The sequence below is a fragment of the Psychrobacter sp. van23A genome, from assembly GCF_030845275.1.
Lineage (GTDB): Bacteria > Pseudomonadota > Gammaproteobacteria > Pseudomonadales > Moraxellaceae > Psychrobacter > Psychrobacter faecalis.
The window spans coordinates 682,421-698,295 of the sequence record NZ_CP132595.1; the positions used below are offsets into that span (position 1 = coordinate 682,421).

Annotated in this window: 14 protein-coding genes; 8 read left to right on the forward strand and 6 right to left on the reverse strand. The window is 43.9% G+C overall.

All coding sequences use genetic code 11. The features are described from left to right. The first annotated feature begins 98 nt into the window (after positions 1 to 98). Positions 99 to 1,031, forward strand: coding sequence for an electron transfer flavoprotein subunit alpha/FixB family protein (locus RAH45_RS03070; protein ID WP_102076260.1), 933 nt, complete (start codon positions 99 to 101; stop codon positions 1,029 to 1,031). Positions 1,032 to 1,112: 81 nt separating this feature from the next. Here RAH45_RS03070 and RAH45_RS03075 read toward each other — a convergent pair whose 3' ends face one another. Together RAH45_RS03075 and RAH45_RS03080 are read right to left on the reverse strand one after the other, a co-directional pair. Beyond that, a complete protein-coding gene (locus RAH45_RS03075; protein ID WP_306495477.1) occupies positions 1,113 to 1,907 on the reverse strand; it encodes a TrmH family RNA methyltransferase in 795 nt (264 codons plus the stop codon). Positions 1,908 to 2,005: 98 nt separating this feature from the next. Beyond that, positions 2,006 to 2,989, reverse strand: a complete 984-nt coding sequence (locus tag RAH45_RS03080) for a class 1 fructose-bisphosphatase (protein WP_198328483.1) — start codon at positions 2,987 to 2,989, stop codon at positions 2,006 to 2,008. 421 nt (positions 2,990 to 3,410) lie between these two features. Between RAH45_RS03080 and RAH45_RS03085 the strand changes: the two genes are divergently transcribed. From RAH45_RS03085 to RAH45_RS03100, 4 genes are all read left to right on the forward strand, one after another. After that, positions 3,411 to 4,484 (forward strand): aspartate carbamoyltransferase catalytic subunit, encoded by a 1,074-nt coding sequence (locus tag RAH45_RS03085; protein WP_102076262.1) that lies wholly within the window; start codon positions 3,411 to 3,413, stop codon positions 4,482 to 4,484. A 140-nt stretch (positions 4,485 to 4,624) separates the two neighbouring features. Continuing rightward, on the forward strand, positions 4,625 to 5,719 hold the full coding sequence (locus RAH45_RS03090) for an RNA-guided endonuclease InsQ/TnpB family protein (RefSeq protein ID WP_306495478.1): 1,095 nt from the start codon (positions 4,625 to 4,627) through the stop codon (positions 5,717 to 5,719). Positions 5,720 to 5,799: 80 nt separating this feature from the next. Beyond that, complete coding sequence (locus RAH45_RS03095; protein WP_306495899.1) at positions 5,800 to 6,981, forward strand: dihydroorotase; 1,182 nt, start codon at positions 5,800 to 5,802, stop codon at positions 6,979 to 6,981. Further along, positions 6,974 to 7,531 carry a DUF2127 domain-containing protein gene (locus RAH45_RS03100; RefSeq protein WP_306495479.1) on the forward strand — a complete coding sequence of 186 codons (558 nt, stop codon included), beginning with the start codon at positions 6,974 to 6,976 and terminating at the stop codon, positions 7,529 to 7,531. Before RAH45_RS03095 ends, RAH45_RS03100 begins: the two co-directional genes overlap by 8 nt. Positions 7,532 to 7,648: 117 nt before the next feature. Here RAH45_RS03100 and RAH45_RS03105 read toward each other — a convergent pair whose 3' ends face one another. The 3 genes from RAH45_RS03105 to RAH45_RS03115 all read right to left on the reverse strand — a co-directional run bounded on the left by RAH45_RS03105 (position 7,649) and on the right by RAH45_RS03115 (position 12,615). Then, positions 7,649 to 8,923: a cation:proton antiporter gene (locus tag RAH45_RS03105; RefSeq protein WP_306495480.1), complete on the reverse strand. Its 1,275-nt coding sequence runs from the start codon at positions 8,921 to 8,923 to the stop codon at positions 7,649 to 7,651. Positions 8,924 to 9,205: 282 nt separating this feature from the next. Next, positions 9,206 to 10,798 (reverse strand): DUF2254 domain-containing protein, encoded by a 1,593-nt coding sequence (locus RAH45_RS03110; RefSeq protein WP_373429181.1) that lies wholly within the window; start codon positions 10,796 to 10,798, stop codon positions 9,206 to 9,208. A gap of 263 nt (positions 10,799 to 11,061) precedes the next feature. Beyond that, positions 11,062 to 12,615, reverse strand: a complete 1,554-nt coding sequence (locus RAH45_RS03115; RefSeq protein ID WP_306495482.1) for a YihY family inner membrane protein — start codon at positions 12,613 to 12,615, stop codon at positions 11,062 to 11,064. 273 nt (positions 12,616 to 12,888) lie between these two features. Between RAH45_RS03115 and wrbA the strand changes: the two genes are divergently transcribed. Together wrbA and RAH45_RS03125 are read left to right on the forward strand one after the other, a co-directional pair. Further along, positions 12,889 to 13,506: an NAD(P)H:quinone oxidoreductase gene (wrbA, locus tag RAH45_RS03120; protein ID WP_306495483.1), complete on the forward strand. Its 618-nt coding sequence runs from the start codon at positions 12,889 to 12,891 to the stop codon at positions 13,504 to 13,506. Between the two features lie 54 nt (positions 13,507 to 13,560). Then, on the forward strand, positions 13,561 to 14,049 hold the full coding sequence (locus tag RAH45_RS03125) for a hypothetical protein (protein WP_306495484.1): 489 nt from the start codon (positions 13,561 to 13,563) through the stop codon (positions 14,047 to 14,049). Between the two features lie 94 nt (positions 14,050 to 14,143). Here RAH45_RS03125 and RAH45_RS03130 read toward each other — a convergent pair whose 3' ends face one another. Beyond that, positions 14,144 to 14,914 carry a DUF3108 domain-containing protein gene (locus RAH45_RS03130; RefSeq protein ID WP_144297705.1) on the reverse strand — a complete coding sequence of 257 codons (771 nt, stop codon included), beginning with the start codon at positions 14,912 to 14,914 and terminating at the stop codon, positions 14,144 to 14,146. Between the two features lie 601 nt (positions 14,915 to 15,515). Between RAH45_RS03130 and RAH45_RS03135 the strand changes: the two genes are divergently transcribed. Next, positions 15,516 to 15,806, forward strand: coding sequence for a co-chaperone GroES (locus tag RAH45_RS03135; RefSeq protein ID WP_144297704.1), 291 nt, complete (start codon positions 15,516 to 15,518; stop codon positions 15,804 to 15,806). The last annotated feature ends 69 nt before the right edge of the window (positions 15,807 to 15,875 follow it).

Below are 15,875 nucleotides of genomic sequence, written 5' to 3' on the forward strand. Positions count from 1 at the left end.
TTATCTAAAAGGTTTCATATTTAAGCTGATTTGATAAATCGTTTTGTACACAAACAACCGCATGAATAGATGATACGAATAAATAAAGGATAAAAACAATGGCAATTTTGGTATATGCAGAACATGACAATGCCAGTCTAAAAAAGGCAACTTTGAACACGATCGCTGCTGCTAAGCAAATAGGCGATGACGTCCATGTATTGGTCGCTGGTAGCGGCGCGCAGGCAGCAGCTGATGCAGCCGCTAAAGCTGAAGGCGTCACTAAAGTATTATTAGCCGATAACGCCGCTTATGAGCATCAATTGGCAGGCAACATCGCCCTATTGGTTGCTGACATCGCTGGTGATTATAGCCATATCATCGCTGCTGCTACCACTACTGGCAAAAACTTTATGCCACGTGTCGCCGCTTTACTTGACGTGAGCATGTTGTCAGAGATCTCTGCGGTCGTAGACGCAAACACTTTTGAGCGTCCTATCTATGCAGGTAATGCCACGGCGACGGTTAAGACTTCAGAAGATAAAGTGGTTTTAACAGTCCGTACAACGGCTTTTGATCCTGTGGCAAGCGAAGGCGGCTCAGCGTCTGTTGAGACACTCGATAATGTTCAAGATTTGGGTAAATCAAGCTTCGTCAATGAAGAGATGGCAAAATCTGACCGTCCTGAATTGACTTCTGCAAGCATCGTGGTTTCTGGTGGTCGTGCATTAGCGAATGGTGAAAACTTCACTAAATATATCGAGCCGCTAGCGGATAAGCTTGGCGCTGCGGTTGGCGCATCACGGGCTGCTGTTGATGCAGGCTATGTACCAAACGATATGCAAGTTGGTCAAACAGGTAAAATCGTTGCACCAGACCTTTATATCGCAGCGGGTATCTCAGGCGCGATTCAGCATTTAGCAGGTATGAAAGATTCTAAAGTCATCGTTGCTATCAACAATGATCCAGAATCACCAATCGCGAGCGTTGCTGATTACTTCTTAGAAGCCGATTTGTTTGAGGCATTGCCTGAGCTGACTAGCAAGATTTAATTGTTACCTCTTGCATAAGGAATGAAGCAAAAAAGACCCGCTATTTTTATAGCGGGTTTTTCGTGTTTTCTCTAAATGATTCTAAGCATAACTTCTCTGACGCAATGTCTCATACAAGCATAATGAGCCTGCAATGGCGACATTCAGGCTTTCTTGCCCGTTAGGCTGCGGCAAGGCAATAGGGGTCGCGCATTGCATTAGCTCATCACAAACACCTTGGCCTTCATGTCCCATAATCCAAGCAATAGGCTTTTTTAAGTCATGTTGATAAATGACTGTATCGGTATGCGAGCTGGTGGCAAATAGTGGCGTTTTCACATAATCCAAAATATCTTGCACGCTTAACCCTTCATAAATGGTAAGGGCAAACTGCGCGCCCATACCTGCTCTGAGCGTCTTTGGTGACCATGCTTGCGCTGTTGCACTGGTACAAAGTATGTTTTTAATGCCAACCGCCGCCGCCGTACGCAGTAGCGTACCGACATTGCCGCTGTCCTGGACATCATTAAGAATCAAGCAGTCATCATTGATGGGTTTAAGGCTAGGCGCTGGAATGTTAATCAGCGCCATGATATCGATGCCAGTCCCTAAGCTACGAATACCTTCGTACAGGCTATCTGCTAAAGTCAAAATAGGCGTATAAGTCGGCAGGCGCGTCAAAAGCTGCTGAACTTCAGAATGCTGGTGCGCCGATTCAGACAGTAATATCTGCACAAATGGGTAATCGCTACGCAGAGCGGCATCGATAAGGTGCACGCCTTCAATGACGGTTTGCCCTTGTTTCTTACGCTGGCGCGCTTGCGTCAATAGCCCTTTGATAAGTTTGACAGTCGTATTTTTATCTGAGGTAATCAGCTCGGTGGGATTTGCTACCATAATAGATCGCTTAAAATATAAAGAGTTTGAATCATCAGCGTAAAGTCGATTGTTTATATCGCTGTACGCTGTGTATTATCAAATTGGGTGCAAATGATTTATTTATCAGCATGTTTTAAATGTAGATTTTTAACGTAATCGACCTCGTTTTTACTGCCAAGTACCACAGGGACACGTTGGTGAATATCCGTTGGTTCTATATCCAAGATACGCTGCACCGCGTCGGTAGCAGCGCCGCTCGCTCGCTCAATCAATAAGCTCATCGGATTGGCTTCATACATCAAGCGTAACTTGCCGGCTTTATTGGCATCTTTGGTGTCAAATGGATAGGTGAATAAACCGCCACGACATAAAATTCGATGCACATCGCCGACCATCGCCGCCACCCAACGCGTGTTAAAGTCACGGCCGCGTACGCCAGTCTTGCCAGCGATGAGCTCGTCGATATATTGCTGCATAGGCGCTTGCCAGTAGCGATAGTTTGAAGCGTTGATAGCGTATTCACTAGTATCCGCATCAATCTGAACATCCTCTTCTATCAGTACATAGTCATTGCTATCAGGGTCTAGGCTAAACATCACGACATTATCAGCGATGGTTAATGCCAGTACCGTAGAGGTGCCATATAGCAAATAACCGGCGGCTAGCTGTTGATTACCCGCTTGTAAAAAATCGCTATTTGCACTGATTTGACCTTGGCGTTGGTACGGTAGGATAGAGAAGATGGTACCGACGGCCATATTAATATCGATATTTGATGAGCCATCAAGCGGATCGAACAATACCAATAAACTACCATCAGCGTTGGCAGGGGTAGCATCGTCGAGCTCTTCTGAGGCAACACCTGCACAATGCGCGTTGTTTGCCAACGCCTCTAATAATAAATCGTTAGCTAAGACGTCGAGTTTTTTCTGCTCTTCACCTTGGACATTTTGATTACCTGCTTCGCCTAAGATATCTGCTAACGCCCCTTTTCTTAATAACTGCGAGATGGTTTTACCAACATTAGTCACAGTGGTAATTACGTCATTAAGTGCCGGGTTACTGGCATCAGCGTTTAGATAATTTGCTAAGGTTGTCATAAGGTTTCCTGATAAAGACGGTTAAAATAGATAGTATTAAAATAAGTACTTTTAAAAATAAGACCAATGAGAATAAAAATTAAATAGAAGTTTGAGAGACGGTTAGATCACCTTTAATTTGCCTAAATTTGGCAAATTTTTAAATACCCAGCAAGGCGTCTTTGTCCTGACCACAAAATCAGCTACACTAGCGCTATGATTATTTATTTATGGTGTTAATAAGTGGCTTTTGATAAGGTTTGCTATATGTCTAGAGCCATTGCTCACTAAGACGCCAAAAGCTATCTTTTAAGGTTGTTTGTCATTGCGCTAAATTGTAGCAAATAAGCGCCAAAATGTCCTTGTCTGTGTGCTTAACGAGCGTAAAACGCCTAAATAATGATAATCACCTCATATCACCTAACAATAAAGATGTGCCATTATGTCAAATTCTATCGATAGTCGCTCAACACCAACCGTTTCGCCGACTGATTATGCCAAGTTTGATCCTGAGACTATTCATCAAAAGCTCAATGCCTCGCTCAGTCGTCCGCAGCTCAATAACGATGGCAGTATTCGCCATTTCTTAGGGGTAGAGGGTTTAAGTAAAGCGCAACTGCAGGCAATTATTGCCAAAGCAGAGACATTTTTTGATGATAATGGGCAACTGATTAACCGCCCTGAGCTTGAAGGCTATACGGTGATGAATTTGTTTTTTGAGCCGTCAACGCGCACGCGTACAACCTTTGAAGTCGCCGAAAAGCGTCTTGGTGCCAATGTGCTCAATATCGATATTGAGCGCTCCAGTACCAAAAAAGGCGAGAGCTTGCGCGACACCTTATGGAATCTACAAGCGATGACGGCGGATATCTTTGTGGTACGGCATTCAGCGTCAGGCGCGGCGCATTTTATGGCAACCGAAGTGACGCCAGATATTGCTATTATCAACGGCGGTGATGGCTGGCATGCTCATCCGACGCAAGGTATGCTCGATATGCTGACCATTCACCGTGAAGCACCGCGCCCGTTTGAAGAATTGTCTGTGGCCATCGTCGGTGATATTAAGCATTCGCGGGTCGCACGCTCAGATATCAGTGCGCTGCAAACCTTGGGAGTTAAAGATATTCGTGTTTGTGCGCCGCGTACCTTATTACCCAAAGGTATTGAGCGTTTTGGCGTGCAAGTTTATGAAGATATGAACGAATGCGTCACCGACTGTGATGTCATTATGGGATTAAGAATACAAAATGAGCGTATCGGCTCGCCGCTGCTGGCGTCGTCGAGTGAGTATTATAAACACTATGGTATTACGCCTGAACGCCTAGCACTGGCTAAACCCGATGCGTTGGTGATGCATCCTGGGCCGATGAATCGCGGGGTTGAGATTGCCTCAAGCGTTGCCGATGGTGACCAGTCTGTTATTTTAAAGCAAGTAAATAATGGCATTGCGATTCGCATGGCAGTGTTATCGCTAGCTATGGAAGGTCAGCGCGCGCATCAAGCGGCGAGTCAATAATCCTCTGCTGCCCTATTTTAATTATCAAAAAGCGCCGTAAAACCATGTCCCTTCTAGGGCGTGGATATCAGGCGTCAGCTATTGTCGCTCAGCCTTAAAACAGACTTGTCAACCAAACTTATTAAGACCATAATCACTCTATGAAAACGCTCAAGTGTCGCATCAAAGACAAACACGCCAATCAGCTAAATAAACTGGCTGGTGTGGTTAATTTTGTGTGGAACTATGTGAATGACTTGAGTTTTAAGCATCTTCAACGCACCAATCATTTCTTTTCCGCTTATGATATTGCGGCTTATGTAAAAGGTAGTGGCGAGCTGCTAAACCTGCACAGCCAAACCTTACAAGCCATCACCGAAACCCATGCTAAATCTCGAAAGCAATTCAAAAAAGCCAAACTAAATTGGCGAACCAATAACCCAAAATCTAAGCGCAAATCACTTGGTTGGATTCCCTTTAAAAAAGCAGCAATCAAATATTTAGGTGTCAAAAAAGCAGGTAAAAAAGCTCTTAAATCCACCATTCAATTTAGCCTGGCTAAAAGCAAGAAGCTGACCATCGACGTGTGGGATAGCTATAATCTAGCACTCTACACCATCAACACCTGTGAGCTTGTACAAGACAGCCGCGGCCACTGGTATGCCTGCATCACCGTTAAAGAGTACCCAAAAATTGAGTGCGGTACAGGAGAAACTGGTATTGATTTAGGCTGCAGGGACTCAGCAACGACAAGTAATGGTGAGGTACTAAAAACCAAAGTCACCCAGCAATACGCTAAAAAACTAGGCATTGCTCAGCGGGCTAAAAACAAACAAAGCGTTAAAGCGATTCACGCCAAGATTAAAAATACCCGCCAAGACTTAATTCATAAATTTACCACCAACCTTGCCAAGACTAATAAAATAATCATCATTGGCAAACTTCAATCAAAATCATTCACTAGGGGCAAACTCGCCAAGTCCGTCTATGATGCAGGTTGGTTTGAGATTAAGCGGCAACTGGCCTATAAATGCGAGAACGCAGGTTGCTACTATGTTGAGGTGAATGAAAGCTACACCACCCAAACTTGTTCGTGTTGTGGCTCACGCCAAAACAGTCCGAAAGGTAGAGCAAACTTAGGAATAAGAGAATGGCTTTGCGAGTGCGGTGTCACTCATGACCGCGATATTAATGCGGCAAAAAACATTCTCGCGCTCGGGCTTGAGCGTCTAGTAGTAGGAATCCCCTCACTTTAGGGAGGGGAGGAAGTCAATTATCCCATTTTATTGATACGGTAATAACGCTCATGGTTCACATTACGAATTCAGATATTCATATGCACGACTTACTTCCAAAAGCATTTAAAGATGGGCTACCAAGCACAGTAACCCATAAACTGGCTTCTCTTGAGTCAGAGCGCGAAATGTGGCTACTGCCTCCCTTGGTTGATTTATGCGCCCGTTTACGCGAACCGGGTCAACAACAACACGGTACGTTAGAGTCAGAAGGGCGTGCGGCCCGTGGCAATGGCTTTTTGCATGTGGTGATTCCACCTGATACCAACCCCATTTTAGAAAATGGCTCGCTATTAAAAGGTTTGCGTGAGCGGGCGCTGAGTGATGGCGGTATTTATTTGCATGTTTTAGGGGCGTTGACCGCAGGCTTAGAAGGCGAGCGACCATCAAATATCGCTGGTCTGAAAAAAGGCAGCTGTATCGCAGTTTCTAATGCGCGTCGACCTTTTCGTAATGACTTAGTGTTACTGCGTACTTTGGAGTATGCGGCGACTTTTGGCATGAAAGTATTCTTTTATCCTGACGAGCCAAGTCTCTCTGGTGATGGCGTGGCACATGAAGGTTATATCGCTTCGTATCATGGTTTGCAAGGCATTCCTTGGATTGCAGAAACGGTTGCTTTATCAACGCAGTTATTGATGGTAGAAGAAACGGGTATTGCCGCACATTTTAGCCAATTATCTTGTAAGTCTTCGATTGAGCTGATGCGCTGGGCGAAAGACAAAGGTCTGCCGGTGACTTGTGATGTGGCGATGCATCAGCTGTATTTAACCGATGATAATTTAAAAGGCTTTAATGCCCAAGCCTATGTGCTACCGCCGCTGCGTAGTAATACCGATCAGCAAGCCATTCGCCGCGGGCTAAAAGACGGCACTATTGATGCGATTTGCAGCCATCATGAGCCGCTAAATAGTACCGCTAAAAAAGCACCCTTTGCTGAGAGTACGCCTGGTATCTCAAACTTTGATACCTTTATGGCGCTGGCCTGTCAATTGGTACGTGATCAGGTATTAACGCTTGAACAGTTGGTCGATAAAATATGCCTTAATCCAGCAAAAATTGCGGGTATTAGTGAGCAGTATGAAAGTATCGGCGGCGCGGTGTTGGTCGATCCCAATCTTGAGTGGCAAGTGACCACAGAATCCATGTTATCAAATGGTAAAAATACGCCGTTCTTTAATGAGCAGTTGCAAGGCCGGGTGGTGGAGACTTTCTTTGCCTAATTTGCCCGGACGGGATGACAGTCTGCTACCATCCTCGAAGGATAACGACCGAGATTTAACCAGCCAGCCACATAAGCCGCGCAGTCGTGCTAGTACCTCTAGCGAATCTATTAAAGCGGTCGCAATATACGAGGTGGTCAAAGGCGTTGGTGCGCTATTAGGAGCGGGGGCTTTATGGTCATGGCATAGTGACCTTGAGCATTGGCTAACGACAGCAACCGCTTCTTGGCAGCAAGTCTTTGGGCAACTGCTAGCGCCGCAAGTTGATAGTGCGGTACGCATTGCTCAGCAGGCAAGCAGAAATTGGCCAGTATTTTTATTGCTCATTTTTGCTTATGCCAGTTTGCGCTTTCTTGAAGCTTATGGTTTGTGGCAAGACAAAACCTGGGCGTATTGGTTTGGGGTATTGGGCTACGGGATATTTATTCCTATTGAGCTGTATTATCTGTTTGCTAGCCCATTTGACTGGTTTAAACTTGCCATCTTGCTATCAAACATTATTATCGTTATCGTGGTTTATCGCAATATGAAGCGCAAAGGTTTGATATAACTACGCTATGATACAAACCAATACACGGGTTCAATAGACCTAAAAAAGCCAGTATAAGCTATCCTCTTATACTGGCTTTTCTTTGATTAAAACGGCTAAATAAAAACTATGTAAAGCTTATATCTCTGCGACTTTCTCATCAGTGCGAATGCTTTTGGCGACTTTACCAACGCTCAAACCTTGTACCAAAATAGAGAATATCACTACCGCATAAGTCAGCGCCAATAAAATATCGCGCTCGCCGCCTGCTGGCAGCTGCAACACCAAAGCAACCGAAATCCCGCCGCGTAAGCCGCCCCATGTCAGCACTTTCCACGCGCCTTTTGGCAAATCAAGCTGACGATGAAAGGTTTTGGTGGTCATGCCGACGACGATAAAGCGTGCAACTAGGGCAATAACAATGGTCAAACCAGCAGCGATAAATAAATTGCCCGAATAAGCAATCATCACCACCTCTAAACCAATCAAGACAAATAAAATCGCGTTAAGAATTTCATCAATTAATTCCCAAAACAAATCAATATAATGGCGCGTTTTATCACTCATCGCTAGCGCGCGTCCACGATTACCTACCATTAAGCCCATCATCACCATCGCAAGTGGCCCTGATAAATGCCAATGGCTGGCGAGTGCATAGCCGCCTATGACGCCTGCTAGCGTTAATAACACCTCTTCTTGGTAGCTGTCGATGCTTTTGAGCATGTAGTACAAAACTGCGCCGAGCACTAAACCAAAGACTATACCGCCACCAGCTTCAACGGCTAAGGTATGGGCAACATAATTGGCCGTTGGGATATCGCCACTGGATAAAATACCGAGCAGCAGCACGAAAATAACCACGCCGATACCATCATTAAATAGTGATTCACCAGCGATGACCGTTTCAATGCTTTTTGGTGCGCCAGCTGAGGCCAAAATACCCATCACGGCGATTGGATCGGTCGGTGATATCAAGGCGCCAAATAATAAACACCACAAAAACGGCAGGCCAAAACCAAATAGCGGCAGCATAAAGTACAGTGCAGCGGCAATCAGTAACGCCGATACGATGGTGCCAATACAAGCAAGGATACCAATGGGCAATTTATAGCGTTTTAAATCGCCAATATTGACGTGGAGCGCGCCGGCAAAGAGCAACATAGACAGCATGCCGTCCAATAAGACTTCGGTAAAATCAAGCTGTTCTAATAAGCTCACTTCGTAATCAATGAGCTGATCAAAACCTAAAAAGCCCAAAAATATTGCACCGATAGATAATAGGATGGAGATAACCATCACGCCGATAGTCGTTGGTAAGCCGATAAAGCGATGATTGACATAAGTTAATAAGGCAGTAATCGATAAAAAAATAGCGCTGATTTCTAGTACGGTCAAACTGCTGGTAGGGGCCATAAAAAGGTCTCAAATAATGATAAAAAGTCGCCCCAATTTTAGGACTTAGGAGGATTAACGGGGTTTTATTTTAGGGTGGTGTGTCAAAAAGTATGCTGATTAAAACTTGAACAATTTTTGAAGCCTTGAAAGCCCTATAGAATCAGAGAACTTAGCATAGATTTCTTATTGACTTCTATCGCCAGCATACTTTTTAGAACACCACCTATTTTAGTTATTTTGCGCTGGCTTACCAGTTATGAATGGCAAACTTATTTTTAGTAATAAAGATCGTTTTAAACGCTATCTTGATTGCGTTTGTAGAGCTTGATGAATATGAGCATCGAACTTAGCGACATAAGCAAAGTATTGATGTTGGTCATTGTCGCTGAGAATAAACTGCTTGGCTTGCGTACACATGGCGCTTAGGTCATCGACCAAGGCTTGATAGCTAAGATTGTCTTGTCCGGCGCGTTCAATCAATGTTAGCTCATGTAAGAGCGTTTGCTGCTGAGCATTATTAACTTTGGCATAATTGAGATCTACCATTGCCTGACAAAGCGCCTTTAATACCATCAAGTCTGCGGTCGCGTAACGCCGTATCTCGCCAAGCGAGGTATCGATAAAGTCGGATATTTTAGGGGTATGAGTCACGACGGCTAATATGGCGTCGCGTGGTTTATGGCTTACTTTTTCAATAATGCTATTATCAGATGTTGTTTTATCTGGCATCGACTTGTCTGGATTTTTTATATAAAAGTGATAGGGGCTTGGCGGCTGTCGACGCATCATGATGCTAAGGCAGCTGGTCAAAGACTGTACGCAATTGACCGCAGTTTTGGGATCGTTAATTCCTGGAGAAAGGGCGCGTACCGCAATTTCGGTCATTTGTCCTAAACTATAAGCGATATCGTTAGAATGGCTTAGGCGCTGCTCAATACGGATACAACCAGCAAAGCGCTGCCAAAACAAGCTATCTGGGGGGCGCGGCACAATAGCAAGTTTTGGTGTGTTGGTCTGCTGTCGATTGTCTGGATGGTTAGCTGGGCGCTGATAAAAATAGCCGATAATATTTCTATCAGTGACAAAATCACCAAGATTGGCTTTGATTTGCACCACGCCTGCATAATCTTGGCTCAGAGTTACCAGTGATTTAAGATAGATTTGCTGCAAATACCCCGAGCTTGGCGCATAAATCGGCGTTGCAGACCAAGTGTGAAATTGTTCGATATCCTGATGCACAACGTTACGTTGATGATTGATATCACAGCGGTCTTTATACCAGTAGTGAATATTTTTAATCGCCTCATTACTGGCGCCTTCGATCACATGCGATGCCTGAATCGCATGCACCATATGCTGCACAAAATACACCAATAATAACGCGCAAATAATTGCCATGATAATGCCAAAGGTCACCGCCAATTGCGGTACACCAAAGGCAACATCGTATTTATGAATCGCTTTTAACACCAATAAACTATAGCTAAAGGTGCCAATAAACGCGCCTAAAACAAACTGATTGGGCGTATCGGTCAAAAAATTACGCAGCAATCTGGGGCCAAATTGCGAAGACGCCATTGATAACACGGCAATGGTAATCGAAAAAGTAGTCCCCGCGACACCAAGTACGGCACCAGCAATGGTGGTCATGATAGCGCGAGCGGCCTCATCATCGCCGGTAAAAGCAAAATTTAGCTCTCTAACCGTCTCGCGGTCAAAATGTTCATCAATGGTGACCAATATGGGCGCGAGGAGAATGCCCGCTAACACACAAGCGCTAGGAATAAACCAATAAGAACCAATCAGCTGCTGCCACAGATTTTTTAGGCGATCGGGTAAATCTAATAGCGTCTGTAGCGACCACAGCTGGGCAAATTGCTTTAACCTGTGCATAAGGGTGAGCAATAGCGACTTAAGCCAGCCATTTTTAGGGTGTTTGTCCAATAGAATGCGCTCCAAAAATGACCTAAAAATTAAACAAGTTTTATTGAAAAAAGCCGTGCTATTGCCTCACTAGATGACGAGGCTTAAAAGGAATTACCTTACCATATAAATAGGATCGTTTAAAAATTTAGTAAAAAAAGCCCCTATGATAGGAGCTTATTTATATGTTGTAACGAAGATAAAAAATGATAGTTAGCTTACTTAACATAAGCTTACTTTATTATAGGCTTATCCGCTTCTGTAATAATATCGTCTCTCTTCCCAATTCTGTGGTGAAGTGTAGAAGGTTTATTGTCGCCAATATCTTTAGGAATGAGAATTTCATTGTTATTCTCATCGCATTCTACGTCGCTGTCCTTATCATAAGCGATAGGATCAAAGTCCGGCGTGACGTTATCCCTATCTTTATCTTTTTTAGATAGGTAGTTAGGGGTTGCCTCGTTAGATTTTCTAAAGAGTTTAGAGCGAGTGTTTTTAGTTGAATTTGCTGTATTTTCCTCAGATTTTTTACGGGGTTCGCTATGAGCGAAAATCATATTCAATGGTAAAGCCAATTGCTGTTTGGCATAAGCTTCTGTATTTTCAAAGCGATCAACCAATAAGCTCAGCCAAGGTTTTTGGTCCTCAATGCTCATCTCATCAAGCTCATCTTTGATAGGCAAAGGGTAAGGCAGAGTACGATAAAAATCCCACAAGGTCATTTTGCTCAAATCTTTTTTCAGCACATAATCTTCTTCTTCGGTCATGGTGATAAGATTACTGTCTTGCAGATAGTTAATGTAGGTATACCATTTTGGCAGCTCTTTACGTCCTAAGACATTACGCAGCGCTTGCTCGCTCACCGCTTCGCCTTTTAAATGATGGGTATAAACGAGATTTAACATATCGAGCAAACTTAGGAGCGGGTGGCGCGGATAAACCTCTTCGGTCTCAAAAATGGTCAAGGTATAACTAATCTCAACGCCGAGCAAAATCAAATTCCACGACAGATAGATCCATAATAAAAATATTGGCAGCGCGGCAAACGCCCCATAAATGGCCTCATAGCTGGTAAAATTCGCCATGACCGTACCAAAAAGGTTCTTCATTAACTCAAAAATAATCGCCACAAAGACACCAGCAATCGCCGCATTTTTTGCCGGGACACGCGCTTTGGGTATAAACCAGTACATACTAATAAAGCCCGCTACCGTGACCGCAATAGAAACGATTTGAATCCAAAACGACCAGTCGATACCGTAGCCGGCGATTTGTCGATTTAAGAAACTTAAGCTTTGCACCGTACTTGAGACGATAAATGCTGTGCCTAAAATCAGCGGTCCTAATGTCACAATCGTCCAGTAGCGCAGAATACTTTTCATGCCACCAGAGCGGTTTTCTACTCGCCAGATTTGATTAAAGGCGCGCTCAATGGTCGTCAAAGTCATGATGGTGGTAAAAAACAGTACCATCGAACCGATGATGGTCAGATTAGATGACTTTTCAGCGAAGTTATTGATATATTTGCTGACTTGCAAACTCGATTGCGGCAACAAGTTGCTATAGATCACTTCATAAATCTGCGCTCTGACCGACGCAAGCGCTGGCACTGACGACAAAATCATCAATAGTACTGTTAAGATAGGCACAATCGATAATAGCGTCGTATACGTTAGCGACGCCGCTTTTTGTTGGCAGTTGTCTTCAAAAAAGTGCCGCGTCAAAAAACGTAGAAACTGAAACCAACGTTGGTGTAAAAAAGGGATTTTTTTTAATAAATTTTCCATGACAACCATTTAACGGCAATAAGAGTGCGAATAGTGTAACAAAAGTAAGCGTGCAGAATCTGCCATTGAATTGTGTCAAAATGCACTGAGTCAGCGTTGGTTTACATGCTTGTCTACACCATCTACAAAACGTCATTGCTAAATGGGCTTTGTTTGCTGTCAGTGCATGACTCGGGCATAATGTGCACATCTATTATTCATGCGGGTCATTTATAATGGAGTTGACGCGCTTTTAACCATTCATTTTCACGACTTTTTAAGGATGTTTTGCTAATGAGTCAGACCGCCCCTTATGTTTTGGTGCTTTATTATTCAAATTATGGTACGACGAAGACATTAGCATATGCCATTGCTCAGGGTGTTGAAGACGCTGGGATGACGGCACGTATTCGTACGGTGCCGACTGTCGCGCCTGAAACCACTGCAACTAAGCCTGCCATCCCTGATGAGGGCGACCTTTATTGCACCATGGACGATTTAAAAGACTGTAGCGGGCTTGCGCTTGGTAGTCCGACACACTTTGGTAATATGGCCGCACCGATGAAGTATTTTTGGGACAATACCGTCACCCTATGGCTGGCAGGCAATCTGCAAAATAAACCCGCTGCGGTATTCACGGCTACCGGTTCGATGCACGGCGGACAAGAAACGACCTTGCTGACGATGATGATGCCGCTATTGCATCATGGCATGATGATTGTGGGCGTCCCTTATGCTGAGCCTGCGTTAAATAGAACGCAGCGTGGCGGCTCGCCTTATGGCGCAAGTCATGTCAGCGGCGCGTTACATGACCAACCGGTATCGGCAGATGAGCGCGAGCTGGCGATTGCCCAAGGTCGGCGTTTGGCGATAACTGCGTCTGCCTTAGCGAAAGCCAATTGGCAGCGTTAATTAACCCTTATATATTGCCGCTTGCTGTTATCAATTAGGAAATACATATCTCTCATGGTCACTAACCAATCCAAGCAGGACAGTAATATCGACACGCCCGCAGCAAAAACGCCTGAGACAGTTAATGCACAAAAGCCGATAGCGCCTATACGTCAGCGTTTGATGGTGACGTGGTTGGTTTGGCTAGCGTTTAGATTATTGGCATTGCCGATTTTAATCAGCGTCTTTAATCCTAGTCGTCCCGATATCGTTGGCGGTATCGCTTGGCAAGCGTTATGGTTGCTACCGGCGCTGGTCTTAACGCCATCGATATTACGCGGGCGTTCGCCGTATGCGCTATTGATAGACAGTATGTTTACCTTGGTTTATCTTGGCGCGAGTGGGGTGGTGCTATTTACCCGTGTTTATGGCAGCAGTTGGGCGGAGATAATGGTCTATCTATTTGATTTTGTGTTGCTACTTACCATCAACGTCTGGTTATTTATCTTGTTAAAACGTCTACCGTCAATGAACAATGTCGTTAAACAGCCACGTTCTCGCTAAAATTCACATAGAAAGTTTTATACGGATAAAAAAAAGCGGCGCTTCATTTAGAGCGCCGCTTTTTTACGTTAACCATTTATACAAAGATAAGGGCTTAATTGACTTTGGTTAATTCTAAATCCATCTTTTTACCATCGTTAATTTGACTGACTTTAACTGGCAGATAATCTAAGCTTGGCGCCAACCAAAAACTGGTCGAGCGGCTATTGTCATCGTGCACGCGGTCGACACGCACGGTATCAAACGTACCTGCTGGTACGGTGATTTTAGTATTGCCTGATTTTTTAAAAGGCGTTTTCTCAATTTTGTCTTTTTTCGCCATGTAATAGTTGCCAGAGAATTTACCGTTTAATAAATCTTGGCGAATTTGCACCTCAAGGCTCAAATCATCAAAGGCTTGCTGTGCCATATTTAAAGTTGTCGATTTGCCGCGATAGTTACTTACTACCTTTTTACTGCTTGGATTAAAGTCCAATTTGTGCGTACGACCAACGCCCAATAGTTTATAAGTGGTGCTGGCCTGAGTTGGCACCACATTATTACCGTTAATAGTAAAGGTACTATTTTGCGCGGCGGTGGCGACACCAGCAACGCGAGCATTGACATTGTATTTCCAGGTATTACCAGATTTATTCAAAGTACGGGTGGCTGTACCTTTATATTTATCTTCAATGGTGAAACTATAGTTCGCGCTTGAGGGCTCAACGCTCTTGGCGCTGGCAAGGGTAGGTGCGGTCATACTTAAAGCTCCAATCGCAGCAATGCTTGCCCCAGTGGCTAAGGCGGTTAAAATTTTAGAGGGGCTGCGTTTCGGGTTATTAGAATGGGTTGTTAGGGATTGTTTATTTTGTGATAAAAAACTCATGGATATTCCTTAATTTGGTTTCAGGCTGTGTTATCAGCTTTTATTTATAGATATTATCTTTTGTTTGACTGTTAGCTTTTATTTATAGGGATTGTTATGTGCTCACCCTTATATATTGTCATACTCTGTTACATTTTCAAGGGCAATGACAGAGGTAAGAGTTGGGCTATTGTAGTCGATGTTGCTGGTTTAGCTAAAGCGAACACGGGCAGTAACTTGCTGTAAGCTTGGTAAGAAATACGGAAGTTAATTGGCTGATACCGCTAAAAGCTTCATTTACAATCGCTTATTTTCTCTCTTATTATTTGATGGAAGGCTTGTGGTTTTAAAGCAATGCCAAAGCCTTTAAGAGTGGGTAATCCAATGATACCCTCTTTTATAGCTCGCACTGCTGATTAAATGGGCAGTGACATGCAAAAATCTTGTAAATTTTTGGGCTTTACACTTGAAGCAAACTTGCCTTGCCCCCACTTTCTGATACAAGCTCAAAGCTTATCTAAAGAATGCTGTTTTTAAGCAGACATTCTGCTAGATCTTGGTATTGAGATCATTCATTCAAATAAACCTTTATGTTAACTAACCAAATTTTGGAGTCGTATCGATGAATATTCGTCCTTTACATGACCGTATTGTCGTCCGCCGTATCGAAGAAGAAACAAAAACGGCTGGTGGTATCTTGCTTCCTGGTTCAGCTCAAGAAAAACCGTCTCAAGGTGAAGTGCTAGCAACCGGTAACGGTCAGATTCGTGACAACGGTGAAACTCGCGCGTTAGATGTAAAAGTTGGCGATAAAGTCTTGTTCGGTCAATATGCGGGTCAAACGGTAAAAGTTGACGGCGAAGAGCTATTGATTATGAAAGAAGCAGACGTATTGGGTGTACTAGAAGGCTAATTGCCAATAAGGAAATTTTGGCTAACATTTTTTGGCTAACGATTTTTAGCCAACAACAGTTATACCCAA

Coding starts and splice junctions, on each gene's coding strand:
- RAH45_RS03105 (WP_306495480.1), bottom strand. CDS start 8,923: ATGGCCCCTACCAGCAGTTTGACCGTACTAGAAATCAGCGCTATTTTT.
- RAH45_RS03095 (WP_306495899.1), top strand. CDS start 5,800: ATGCACGACTTACTTCCAAAAGCATTTAAAGATGGGCTACCAAGCACA.
- RAH45_RS03085 (WP_102076262.1), top strand. CDS start 3,411: ATGTCAAATTCTATCGATAGTCGCTCAACACCAACCGTTTCGCCGACT.
- RAH45_RS03130 (WP_144297705.1), bottom strand. CDS start 14,914: ATGAGTTTTTTATCACAAAATAAACAATCCCTAACAACCCATTCTAAT.
- RAH45_RS03090 (WP_306495478.1), top strand. CDS start 4,625: ATGAAAACGCTCAAGTGTCGCATCAAAGACAAACACGCCAATCAGCTA.
- wrbA (WP_306495483.1), top strand. CDS start 12,889: ATGAGTCAGACCGCCCCTTATGTTTTGGTGCTTTATTATTCAAATTAT.
- RAH45_RS03135 (WP_144297704.1), top strand. CDS start 15,516: ATGAATATTCGTCCTTTACATGACCGTATTGTCGTCCGCCGTATCGAA.
- RAH45_RS03075 (WP_306495477.1), bottom strand. CDS start 1,907: ATGGTAGCAAATCCCACCGAGCTGATTACCTCAGATAAAAATACGACT.
- RAH45_RS03110 (WP_373429181.1), bottom strand. CDS start 10,798: ATGCACAGGTTAAAGCAATTTGCCCAGCTGTGGTCGCTACAGACGCTA.
- RAH45_RS03080 (WP_198328483.1), bottom strand. CDS start 2,989: ATGACAACCTTAGCAAATTATCTAAACGCTGATGCCAGTAACCCGGCA.
- RAH45_RS03115 (WP_306495482.1), bottom strand. CDS start 12,615: ATGGAAAATTTATTAAAAAAAATCCCTTTTTTACACCAACGTTGGTTT.
- RAH45_RS03070 (WP_102076260.1), top strand. CDS start 99: ATGGCAATTTTGGTATATGCAGAACATGACAATGCCAGTCTAAAAAAG.
- RAH45_RS03125 (WP_306495484.1), top strand. CDS start 13,561: ATGGTCACTAACCAATCCAAGCAGGACAGTAATATCGACACGCCCGCA.